Origin of the sequence: Alistipes sp. CAG:29, assembly GCF_000435435.1 — a bacterium.
Lineage (GTDB): Bacteria > Bacteroidota > Bacteroidia > Bacteroidales > Rikenellaceae > Alistipes > Alistipes onderdonkii.
Genome location: NZ_FR893426.1, coordinates 11,274 through 22,769 on the forward strand (window position 1 = coordinate 11,274; position 11,496 = coordinate 22,769).

The following is an 11,496-nucleotide window of genomic DNA, read 5'->3' on the forward strand; positions in this document are numbered from 1 at the left end:
ACACGACGCACCCCTTCTAAGGGCTACGAAGATCCTTTACAAACCGACAATACACCGATGGCAAAAGTCAAAAAGGCCTTTTTCTGCAAGAATTGCGGGTTCGAAGCCCCCAAATGGCTGGGGCGCTGCCCCTCGTGCGGCGAGTGGAACACCTTTACGGAGGAGATCATAGCCCGTGAAAGCGGTTCCGTGGCGGCCAATGCCGCAGGGCCGCTGCCCGCGGCGAAACCCCAGCGCGTAGGCGACATCCGCGAAAGCGAACACCGCCGCATAGACGTGGGCAACGGCGAGGTGAACCGTGTGCTGGGCGGCGGGATGGTGCCGGGGTCGCTGATCCTCGTGGGCGGGGAGCCGGGCATCGGCAAGTCGACCCTCTCGCTGCAGATCGCACTGGCGGCGAACGGGCTGAAAACGCTCTATGTCTCGGGCGAGGAGTCGGCCGAGCAGATCAAGATGCGCGCGGGGAGGATCGGAATCGGCAACGACGAATGCCTGATCTATCCCGAGACGCTGCTCGAAAATATCGTCAGGCAGATCGGCGAACACAGGCCCGACCTGGTGGTGATCGACTCGATACAGACCATCTATACCGACCTGCTGGACTCGTCGGCGGGAAGCGTGTCGCAGATACGCGAATGCGCCGCGACGCTGCTCAAGTATGCCAAGTCGACCGGGACGTCGATCTTCATCATCGGCCACATCACCAAGGACGGAAGCATCGCCGGGCCCAAGATCCTGGAACACATCGTCGACGTCGTCCTGCAATTCGAAGGCGACAGCAACAATATCTACCGCATCCTGCGCGGCATAAAGAACCGTTTCGGCGCGACGTTCGAAATCGGGGTGTTCGAGATGCTGGACAGCGGCCTGCGGAGCGTGGACAACCCGTCCGAGATCCTGCTGACGCACTACGAGGAGCCGCTGAGCGGCATCGCCGTGGGCGCTTCGGCCGACGGCGTGCGCCCCTACCTGATCGAGGTGCAGGCACTGGTGAGCGGCGCGGCATACGGTACGCCCCAGCGTTCGACGACGGGCTACGACACCAAGCGCATGAACATGCTGCTGGCCGTGCTGGAAAAACGCGTGGGAATGAAGATGTTCCAGAAGGACGTCTTCCTGAATTTCGCCGGCGGGTTCAAGGTCGCCGACCCGGGATTAGACCTGGCAGTGGTCGCGGCGGTGATCTCGTCGTACTACGACCGCCCCGTCGCCGAGGGGGTCTGCTGCGCGGGCGAAATCGGGCTTTCGGGCGAAGTGCGCCCGGCGCCCCGCACCGAGCAGCGCATCAGCGAGGCCGCGCGCCTGGGATTCAAACGCATCGTCGTATCGGGGTATCTGGGCAAGGGCGCCAAACGCCCCAAGGGGATCGAGGTCGTGACGATAAACAGCGTAGACCAACTGCCACGGGCGCTTTTTGTGGAATAGATTTTGCTCTTACACCCGTAAAAAGGAGTAAGAGATGCAAAAACGAATAGTCGTTCTCGGCGGGGTGGGTTTTATCGGCACGCACCTCTGCCTGCGCCTTCTGGAGGAAGGGCACGAGGTTTTCTGCGTCGATATCCGCGATGCGGTCAACTCGCCCCTGCTGCGGGGCGTATTGCAGCACCCCCTGTTCCGGTATGTACACCACAATATCATCAACGGGTTCAGTATCCGCTGCGACGAGATATACAACCTCGCGTCGCCGTCGCGCGTGCGCTACAACAAGGCGCTCCCGGTGGAGACGCTCCGCGTGAGCGTGCTGGGCGCCATAAACGCGCTCGACACAGCACGCACCGAACATGCGCGGGTGGTCTTCGCCTCGGCGGGAAACATCTACGGCATCGGGCAGCGCGACCCGGCGAGCGAACCGGGCAACTGCTGCTCGACGCACTACATCCTCTGCGAAGGCAAGCGCGCCGCCGAGGCACTGCACAGGGCATACCACAGCGAATACGACGTCGACACGCGCATTGCCCGCATATTCAACACCTACGGCAGCGGCGCCGACCCGATGGATCAGCGCGTGGTGATAAAGATGGTCGTGGCGGCCTTGCAGAACCGCGACATCGTCGTCAACGGCAGCGGGGAGCAGCTACGCACGTTCTGCTGGGTCGAAGACCTCGTGGAGGGGCTCGTCAGGCTGATGGAAGCACCGCCGTCGGCCGGGGCGGTGCGCACGGTGAACCTGGGCAGCAACCATGAAATCGCCATCCGGGCGCTGGCGGAGAAGATCGTGGCCCTGACGGGAAGCCGCTCGCGGATCGTGCACACGGCGGCACGGGCCGACGACGCAAGGCGGCGCACGCCCGACATCTCGGCAGCACGCAGGGAGCTGGGCTGGGTGCCCCGTACACCGCTCGCGGAAGGGCTGCGCCGCACGATCAGCTATGCGGAAAAGGAGTTGGCGGACAAGGCCTACGCCGGGGTCACATGGGCAGAGATGAACTGAAAAAGAAGATAGAATGACAACTACGGATTTTGATAAGATCATCTGGCGGGACGCGCTGACGTTCGTGGACTTTTTCGCCACATGGTGCGGGCCATGCCAGATGATGCACCCCGCCATCGACAAGTTCCAGCGGGAGATGAACGGCCGCGTGGATGTATACAAGGTGGATATCGACGACCGCGGAATGCTGGACGCAGTGCACCGCTACAACATCATGTCGGTGCCGACGCTCATGTTCTTCCGCCGCGGCGAAGTGCTGTGGCGCGAGAGCGGCCGCGTGGGTTACGACCATCTGGTAAACGTGCTGCGGGAGCTGGAAAAGCGCGAACAAGTGGCACAGCGATGAACTCCCGCGCGAAACAAACAATGCATGAAAGGGAGGCCTATGCCTCCAGACGCCAGGCGAGCTCCTCGTGGACGTAGTCTTCGGCAGGGAGCTTACCCAGAGAACCGGCTGCGCGGAGTACCGCCTGCCGGTTCTCCTCGTTTTGCGCCGCGACGGCCGCGAGCAGCGCCACCGCACCCTGAGCCGTAAGGCGGGCGGCGGGGACGGGATGCTGCGCCAGAGGCCGGGAGGAAACCTGCTGCCCGGCAGCACACGGGGAGGCGACATGCGGGTCTGCGGCCGGAGAAGCGCCTGGGGCGGCTGAGGCAATTGCAGCGGAAGGGGTGTCGCCAACGGAAGAATCGCCGAAAGCAGGCGTGGTAACTTCCGGAGAAGAGGCCTCCGTAACAGAAGCATCAGAGACAAAGGCACTCGGTGCAACAGAGGTATCCGCAGCGGCGGAAATTGCGGCGGCGGTCGCCTCGGTCGTCGCTTCGGCCGGCGTTTCGACCGTCGCCTCGGCCGTTGCATTGCGGTGCACGGCTTCGACGGCCGGTGCAACCCATGAGGCCGTAAGGCGGGGACTGCGCGCGGCGGCGAGCAGGGCGGCATACTGCAACAACGCATCGGGCGAGGCGATCCACGCCGAGAACAGCGCGGGGAACGCCTCGGCTCGGCTCAGCAGGGCAAAAGCGGCTTCCTCGGCGATTTCGGAATTGACGATGCCTGCGGCCCATGCGGGGAACTCCTCCGGCGTAAGGCACGCCGGACATGCAATATGCAGCGCCGCAAGGCGCAGTTCGCGGACATCCTGCCGGTAGAGGTAACGGGCGAAACCGTGGTCGGGCGCCTCCGCACGCGCTATCCGGCGCAATGTGGGCAGGCTCACCCCGTAATTCAGTCCGTAAGGCGTGCCGTAATAGCGCATCGAATCGGCTACGGCACCGTTACGCTCGCGGCGCAACTCCCTGAGCAGCGCCAACATACGCGACGTATAATCCATCGGTAAAAGCTATTTGCGACGGGGAAGCGCGACGTTGATCGTGCGGCCGAACTCGAACAGGGGAAGCACCGCGCGGGCATACTCGCGGCCGCCTGCGATGACCGTGCAGACCGATGGGTCGGCCACACGGCAGGCCACGGTATTGGACTCCTTGGCCGAAGCCTCGACGGCGGTAGCCGTATTGCCCGAGGGTTCGATCTGCAGCAGCACCATGTCGCCCGAAAGGTCGCTCTCGGGGAGCAGCCCGGCGGCGGCACTGAAACGGCAGACGATATACTGCTTCTTGTCGGATTGCGGATAGACCACATAGCGGCGGGTCTCGGTGGTGACGACACGCTTGCCCAGGAAGAGCTCCAGATAGCTCTGTTCGAGGCGTTCGATCTCGGCCAGGGCGGCTTTCAGCCCTTCGCCGAAGACATTTTCGCCGGCTTCGCCCGTGATGAGCTCGATACGGTGCCTGCGAAGCGAAAAGATCGTGTTGGCGGCTTCGCGGGCGGCGTCCTCCAACGCCAACACCGCCATGTCGTTCTTGTCGGCCTGGAGGCGCGAAAATTCGTCCTCGGACGTGGCATGGGACATCACCGTGCGCGAAGGCTGGGCCGGGGCGGGCGCGTCGAGGCACGCCTTGGGGTCGAGCAGGGCGACCGAAGCCCCGGTAACAGCCCAGGATATCTTGTCGGTCAGCGGGGCGCGGACGCCGAGGAATTTCTGCGCATAGCGCGCATAGGGGCCGCTGAGGGTCACGTCGCGCTCGGCCGTGACGTCGACAGCCAGTACCGTGCGGGGCTGCGACACGACGATGCCGCCCGATGTCTCGTCGGCCCCTTGCAGGGCTATGTATGGGTTTTGCGCCGCGGCGCCGCCGCATACGAGGAGGGCGAGCGCCAGAAGTCTGAGTTTCATGGGTTCGAATTTTTTAATCGCTAACGCAAATGTAACTTATTTTGCCGTGCTATCAAAATTTCAGGTAAAAATCGCGCGTCAGGGCGCGGTATTCGGGGGTATACTGCTCGTGCACACCCGTGCCGATAACCAGCTCGGTGCGATCGGGGGCCGGGGCGGAAGGCACAGAAAAGAGGGGGACGGCATCCGACAGGGCCGCCGGGTCATCGGAACGAAGGCCGGAACCCGCGGCGGAAAAACCAGAGGGAGGCGAAGCGGCGGCGGGCGGAAAAACGTCGCCGGAAGGCGTACGGACGAATTCGAGCAGTACCCGTTTGGCCGCGCGGCGGGGCGTCGTGCGCACGTCGGTACGGCGCACCGGGAGCAACACGTTCCGGCAGATGCCGATGAAACGGACGGCCTCGTCCGCAGGCAAGACCACGGCGAAGTGCCCGTCGTCGGAAAGCAGACGCACGACGGCGTCGCGCAGGTCGCCGAACGGCAGCCGCACGGCATGGCGGGCCGTAGTACGCCCCGCGTCGGGACAGGTGAGCGAACCGACAAAGAACGGCGGGTTGGAGACGACCAGATCGAACCGCTCCTGAGGCGCGAACTCCTGGACGGGGCATTGCACGAACGCTACCCTGCCGCCCCACGGCGAGGCATCGGCATTCTCGCGCGCCTGCGAAATGTCTTCCACGTCGACACCCGTGATCCGGGCCCCGGGGACACGTTGTGCCATCATCAGTGCGATAAGCCCCGTACCGGTACCGATATCGAGGATGCGCCTGTCCGACGGACGCACCGAGACCCAGGCGCCCAGCAGCACGCCGTCCGTCCCGACCTTCATCGGGCAGCGATCCTGGCGTATGGCGAATTGTTTGAAGCGGAACATCGTCTCTATGCTTTGAGGTAACCGTCGATACCCGCTCCGAAGAGCGAGAAATCGTAACGCACAGGGTCGGCGGGATCGAACATGCGGAGCGAAGCGGTGGTCTGCTCGACGGCACGCCAGTCGTTCTGGCGGCGTGTGAGCAGCCCCAGCGCACGGGACATATTGCCTGTATGGACGTCGAGCGGGATATAGAGCGCCGACATCGGGATGCGCGTCCACTCGCCGAAATCCACACCCCGCCCGTCGCTGCGCACCATCCAGCGCAGGTACATGCAGAGCCGTTTGCAGGCGGCGCCCTTCTCGATGGACGAAAGATGTTTTTCGCAACGCGGGGCATGGCCGCAGCTGAAAAACTCGCGCCGGAATTCGGCAAAGACCGCCGGGATGCTCCGCGTCGCCTCGTAACGGGTCTCGAAGAAATTCCCGATGCCGCCGTGAAGCTCCTCCATACGGCGCAGTGCCAGCACGAAGTCACGCAGGTCGCCGCCGTTGAACGTGCGGTGGGCATAGGACGAAAGCGATGCCAGCTCCTTCTCCGAGGCGTTACGCACGAAATCCGCCGGAGCGTCGTCCATGCAGCGCATCATCCGGTGGCCGTTCGCCACGATCGCCTTGCGGTTGCCCCAGGCGATCGTGGCGGCGAAAAATCCCGCGATCTCCCGGTCGGCACGCCCCGCATAGCGGTGCGGCACCGAAATCGGGTCGCACTCGATAAACTCGGGACGGTTGTATTTGTCGTGGAGCCGTTCGAGCAGCTCCCTGAGTTCTGTATCCATAATACAACTGTATTTATGCAATGATCCGCAACCCCGAACGGCTACGAAAACAGCCCGAAGCAGCCCCGCCACGCCGGGAAAGCCGCCGGATACCGGAAGCGATGTCAGACGGCAGGGCACCCGGGGAACCCGTACGGCGCCGCGAACCGCCCACCGGGCGCAGCCTTACAGAATCCGGCCGTCGGACATCGTGATGCGGCGGTCGGCCATGGCGGCGAGGTGTTCGTCGTGGGTCACGATCACGATGGTCTGCCCCAGCCGGTCGCGCAGCTCGAAAAAAAGACGGTGTATCTCGTCGCGGTTGTGCGTATCGAGGTTGCCCGAGGGTTCGTCGGCCAGCAGCACGGCGGGGGAATTGATCAGGGCCCGGGCGATGGCCACGCGCTGCTGCTCGCCGCCGGAAAGCTGGCCGGGCTTATGGTCGCGGCGCCCGGCGAGACCCATCATTTCCAGCAGCTCCGCGGCGCGGCCTTCGACCTCCGCACGGGGGTGCTTGCCGATCAGTCCCGGGATGCAGACGTTCTCGAAGGCCGTGAACTCGGGCAGCAGGTGGTGGAACTGGAACACGAAACCGATGCGTCCGTTGCGGAATCGGGACAACGTCTTATCGCCCAGCGAAAAAACATCCTGCCCGTCGATTTCGACCCGTCCGCCGTCGGGCCGCGAAAGCGTACCCACGATCTGCAACAGCGTGGTCTTGCCGGCGCCGCTGGCACCGACGATCGAAACGACCTCGCCCCGGGCGACGTCGAGAGAAACGCCTTTCAGCACTTCGAGGTCGCCGAAGCGCTTGTGTATATCGGTAACTTTAATCATCGGTCGTTTTTTTATCCAGTTTGTATTTCGCTTCGATCGCCCGTATCGACCGATCGACGTCCGCCAACAATCCTTCGATATATCCCTCCGGGAAATAATAGGGCGCTGTCAGCATGAATTCGGCAAAACACGGCACGGAGAAAATACACTCCCACCGCTCGTACATGTCCCCGGTATAGAAACGCTCCCGCTGTTTCTCGCTGAAGTCCTTGGACATGTCGTTCTGGGCAGTGAGTTTTAACTGGTAGTACATCGAGATATTCTCCTCCAAATCGGCCAGCACGGCGTATCCCTGCGTGACGGCCAGCAGGAAGTCCTTGTCGGACACCGAGGACATCAGGCCGGAATTCTTCAGCACCTCGAAAGCATCCCTGCGCGGATGGAAGAAATGGATCCGCCCGTAAACCGGATCGAAAGAGGCCAGCGTATCGGACGGTATCCGTTTCAGGTCGCGGCGGTTGTCCGTCAAGCGCTTGCAGGCACGCATCTCCCATTGCTGATAGTCCCAGACCTGCATGAAATCCGCGCGGTTGGTTTCCAGTTCGGCATGTACCAGCAGCATTGTCGCACGCACCTCGCGCGCCACGCGCCAGCGTTCGATCAGACCCGAGCCGGCGAACGTAACGACGATGCCGATGATGACCACCGAGAGTTGCAGCGCATAGTCGCGCCATGTCCAGTTGAAAGCGGGCTTCCCGACCGCCGTCCCGTCCGCCGGACGGGAACTCCCGGAGCGGCCGTAATTCCCGCTACGGCTGTCTGCCGTGCGGAGGTTTTGGCGTTCACCGGATCGTCCGCCCCGGGACGCGGATTGCCTTGCGCCGCGGTGCTCGCCGCCCGGACACTCCCGCACCTCGGACTGCCTGCCCGGCCCGCTTTGCGTTTCGGCCTGCGGCTTGTTCTGCGGGCTATCATGCTGCTTGTCCCGCTGTGCGCCCTGCTGCGATCGGTTTTGCTGTCCGCCCTGCGGCCTTCCCCGTCGTCCGTCACGACGCCCGGCAGGTTTTTCCACCCCGTTTTCCGACACCTTTTCCGCAGGCTTCTCCGCCGGATTCCCCGTTATTTTTTCATTTGGCATATCTCTCCGCTGTTTTGTACGTATGCGTTGAAGATCCTCACCGTATCGACGGCTTCCCGCACGTCGTGGACGCGCAGGATCGCGGCGCCCTGGCGCAGGCACTCCCACCCCAGGGCTACGGTACCCGCAAGGGACTGGGCAGGGGTGACGCCGAGCACACGGTAGATCATCGACTTGCGCGAGAGCCCCGCCAGTACGGGATAGCCCAGCGCACAGAGGCGGTGAAGCCCGGCGAGCAGTTCATAATTCTGTTCCGTGGTCTTGGCGAAGCCGAAACCGGGGTCGAGGACGAGATGCTCGCGTGCGATCCCGGCGGCGAGCAACGCGGCAACCCTGGCCTCGAAATAGGCGACGACCTCGGCCGTGATGTCGCGTTTGTAGTCCGTGAGCGACTGCATGGTCTTAGGGTCGCCCTTCATGTGCATGGCGATGTAGGGCACCCCGTATTTCGCCGCGACGGCAGGCATGGCGGGGTCGAGTTCCCCGGCAGAAATGTCGTTGATGATCAGGGGGCCGAACCTTTCGATCGCCCGGGCAGCGACCTCGCTGCGGAACGTATCGACCGAAACGGCCATGCCGGGAGCCAGCCGCCGCACGGCCTCCACGCCCAGCTCCACGCGCCGCCACTCCTCCCCGGGGGATACTTCGTCCGCCCCGGGACGCGACGAGTAGCCGCCGACGTCGATGATCGACGCCCCTTCGGCTACGGCCTCGCGCACGCGGCGCTCGACATGCGGCGCATCGGGCATACGGCTGCCGGCGAAAAACGAGTCGGGGGTGACGTTCAGGATCGCCATCACCCGGGGCTGTGAGAAATCGAACAAGGGGTTATTTGCTGCCATGGCTGAAAATCCGGTCGAGTTTAACAACTGCGGGTTCGAGGTCTTCCTCGAAGATATTGACCACCACATAGTCTGCGCGGGCGCTCAGCGCATCATCGTCGAGCTGAGCGGCGATGCGGCGCACGACCTGGTCGGCCCCGCACCCGTCGCGGCGGCAGGTGCGCTCGATGCGCAGTTCGCGCGGCGCGAGGACGGCGACCGTCTTGTCGACACTGCCCTCGAGCCCGGCTTCGAACAGGATGGCGCTTTCGAGGATCACGTAGCTACCCTCCTGCCGCGCCGCCCAGGCATCGAAATCACGCATAACGACCGGATGCACCAATGCATTGAGGTCAGCCAGCGCCTGCGGGTCGGCAAAGACGATGCCCGCGAGGTAAGCCCGGTCGAGCTGCCCGTCGCGGAAAGTCCCCTCGCCGAAGCGACCGGCAAGCTGCCGCCGCAGCGCCCCATCCTCCTGCATCAGCCTTTTGGCCGCAGCGTCCGAATCGTAAACCGCAATGCCCTTCTGTGCAAAAAGGCGGCAGACAGTGCTCTTGCCGCTGCCGATGCCGCCCGTAACTCCTACTTTCATCATTCCTGTCCGTCGGGAAAATCTATCTCGGGAACCGCGTCGATAGAGGTTATCTTAATATCGCTGAATTTCACGGAAATCGCATTCTGCAACGACTGCGGATCGATGATGATCCGCCCCTCGTGCCCCTCCTCGCGCGAGCGCTTGTACTTGAGCGCCGAGAGCGGGATGCGCAGCGTCTTGTTCATGTAGACCTGGTAACCGAACAGGTTGGTACCGACCCCCTCGACGGTACACGTCACATCGAAAACCTGCCCGTCGACATCCACACGCACCTTCTGTTCGGTGGTGTAGATATAACTCAGTTTGGCGATATACCACAGGATGAACGACGCCATGAGCAGCGCCAAAAAGACCGGCGAGACATAGCGGTGCATCCACTTCAGCAAACTATCTATTGCACGTTGGAGTTCCATGACGCAAAGTTAAAAATAAAATGGACTGCACCAACCGTGCAATCCATTTTATTTACGTATAAGAAATAGGTGTATTACTCCTTGTCGATCTTGGCACGCTTGGCCATCAGGTCGTAAGCGACCGGCGTAGCGATGAAAATCGTAGCCACAGTACCCACGATGACGCCGACCGTCAGGGCGAAGATGAAGCCGCGGATGGTCTCGCCGCCGAAGAAGAAGATGGCGAGCAGCGTCACGAGCGTCGTACCCGAGGTGTTGATCGTACGCGACAGCGTCGAGTTGATGGCGTTGTTCACGTTATCCTTGAGATTGCGCTTGGGATAGAGGCCCAGGTACTCGCGGATACGGTCGAAGACGACCACCGTATCGTTGATGGCATAGCCGATGATCGTAAGGATCGCGGCGATGAACGCCTGGTTGACCTCCAGGTTGAAGGGCACGAAACCGTAGAGCATCGAGAAGAGGCCGATGATGAACAGCGCGTTGACGGCCAGTGCGAGCGTGGCGCCCGATGCCCACTGCCAGCGCTTGAAGCGGAACGTGATGTAGAGGCCGATGGCGATGAGCGAGAACAACACCGAGTAGATGGCGTTCCAGGTCATGTCCTTGGCGATCGAAGGGCCGATCTTGTCGGCAGTGAGGATACCGTTGACGTCGGTCTGGGTATTACGGAACTGCTCGAAGGAGATGTCGTACGAATAGAGCGGCTTCAGGGCATCGAAGATGATCTGCTCCACTTCGGCGGTAGCCTCGTCCGACGTGTCGTCGTAGCGGTACTGCGTCACGATGCGCATCTGGTTCTCGTTGCCGTACTGCTTCACCTCGAAGCTGATCGCCGAAGCGTCGGCACCGGCGTGCTGCGAGAACGCCTCGCCAAGGTTCTGGCGCACCTCCTCGGCCGAAACGGCCTTGTCGAAGCGGATCACATAGGCACGGCCGCCGGTGAACTCGGCACCGAGGTTCAGGCCGCGGGCCACGAACGAGATGCACGAAAGGGCGATCAGCACCACGGCGATCGTATAACCCACCTTGCGCACGCGGATGAAATCGAAATGCGTGTTGTTCAGGAAGTTCTCCGACCACTTGCGCGAGAAGGAGATATGTCCCCACCTGGCGACGATCCACTCGATCAGCAGGCGCGTAATGAACACGGCGCTGAAGAACGAAGTGATGATACCGATGATAAGGGTCGTGGCGAAGCCCTGTACGGGGCCGTTACCGAAGATGAAGAGCACGATACCGGTGATGATGGTCGTCAGGTTACCGTCGATGATGGCCGAGTAGGCTTTCGAGAAACCGTCCTTGATGGCCAGCGAGAGCCCCTTGCCGCCGCGCAGCTCCTCCTTGATACGTTCGTAGATGATGACGTTGGCATCGACGGCCATACCCATCGTCAGGACGATACCCGCGATACCCGGCAGCGTCAACACGGCGCCGAACGACACCAAGACGCCCATCAGC

General features: G+C 62.6%; 13 protein-coding genes. 3 read left to right on the plus strand and 10 right to left on the minus strand.

All coding sequences use genetic code 11. From position 1 onward, the window contains the following. Window positions 1–57 precede the first annotated feature (57 nt). From radA to QVP03_RS03775, 3 genes are read left to right on the plus strand one after another with little or no spacing between them, the layout of a single operon-like run. Entirely contained in the window at window positions 58–1,425 is a 1,368-nt protein-coding gene (radA, locus tag QVP03_RS03765) for a DNA repair protein RadA (RefSeq protein WP_018697318.1), read from the plus strand. Window positions 1,426–1,459: 34 nt separating this feature from the next. Beyond that, a complete protein-coding gene (locus QVP03_RS03770; protein ID WP_022332266.1) occupies window positions 1,460–2,431 on the plus strand; it encodes an NAD-dependent epimerase/dehydratase family protein in 972 nt (323 codons plus the stop codon). Window positions 2,432–2,444: 13 nt separating this feature from the next. Next, the gene (locus tag QVP03_RS03775) at window positions 2,445–2,777 is read left to right on the plus strand and encodes a thioredoxin family protein (protein WP_018697320.1); all 333 of its coding nucleotides are present in this window, start codon (window positions 2,445–2,447) and stop codon (window positions 2,775–2,777) included. A gap of 37 nt (window positions 2,778–2,814) precedes the next feature. On the opposite strand, the gene QVP03_RS03780 is transcribed toward QVP03_RS03775, so the two are convergent. The 10 genes from QVP03_RS03780 to secF all read right to left on the minus strand — a co-directional run. After that, window positions 2,815–3,759, minus strand: coding sequence for a DNA alkylation repair protein (locus tag QVP03_RS03780; protein WP_022332267.1), 945 nt, complete (start codon window positions 3,757–3,759; stop codon window positions 2,815–2,817). 9 nt (window positions 3,760–3,768) lie between these two features. Next, window positions 3,769–4,662 carry a DUF4831 family protein gene (locus QVP03_RS03785; protein ID WP_022332268.1) on the minus strand — a complete coding sequence of 298 codons (894 nt, stop codon included), beginning with the start codon at window positions 4,660–4,662 and terminating at the stop codon, window positions 3,769–3,771. 52 nt (window positions 4,663–4,714) lie between these two features. Further along, window positions 4,715–5,536, minus strand: a complete 822-nt coding sequence (locus QVP03_RS03790; protein WP_022332269.1) for a tRNA1(Val) (adenine(37)-N6)-methyltransferase — start codon at window positions 5,534–5,536, stop codon at window positions 4,715–4,717. A gap of 5 nt (window positions 5,537–5,541) precedes the next feature. Next, window positions 5,542–6,312, minus strand: a complete 771-nt coding sequence (locus tag QVP03_RS03795; RefSeq protein ID WP_022332270.1) for a TIGR02757 family protein — start codon at window positions 6,310–6,312, stop codon at window positions 5,542–5,544. Window positions 6,313–6,477: 165 nt separating this feature from the next. After that, the gene (locus tag QVP03_RS03800; protein ID WP_022332271.1) at window positions 6,478–7,128 is read right to left on the minus strand and encodes an ABC transporter ATP-binding protein; all 651 of its coding nucleotides are present in this window, start codon (window positions 7,126–7,128) and stop codon (window positions 6,478–6,480) included. After that, complete coding sequence (locus QVP03_RS03805) at window positions 7,121–8,206, minus strand: hypothetical protein (RefSeq protein WP_022332272.1); 1,086 nt, start codon at window positions 8,204–8,206, stop codon at window positions 7,121–7,123. The genes QVP03_RS03800 and QVP03_RS03805 overlap by 8 nt, the downstream gene beginning before the upstream one ends. Continuing rightward, entirely contained in the window at window positions 8,188–9,003 is an 816-nt protein-coding gene (folP, locus tag QVP03_RS03810; RefSeq protein WP_276791720.1) for a dihydropteroate synthase, read from the minus strand. The genes QVP03_RS03805 and folP overlap by 19 nt, the downstream gene beginning before the upstream one ends. Before the next feature lie 31 nt (window positions 9,004–9,034). Then, window positions 9,035–9,619 carry a dephospho-CoA kinase gene (gene coaE, locus QVP03_RS03815; RefSeq protein ID WP_055203152.1) on the minus strand — a complete coding sequence of 195 codons (585 nt, stop codon included), beginning with the start codon at window positions 9,617–9,619 and terminating at the stop codon, window positions 9,035–9,037. Then, on the minus strand, window positions 9,619–10,035 hold the full coding sequence (locus tag QVP03_RS03820; protein WP_022332275.1) for a hypothetical protein: 417 nt from the start codon (window positions 10,033–10,035) through the stop codon (window positions 9,619–9,621). The genes coaE and QVP03_RS03820 overlap by 1 nt, the downstream gene beginning before the upstream one ends. Window positions 10,036–10,109: 74 nt before the next feature. After that, on the minus strand, window positions 10,110–11,496 hold a 1,387-nt coding region (gene secF, locus QVP03_RS03825), incomplete at its 5' end, for a protein translocase subunit SecF (protein WP_288210625.1).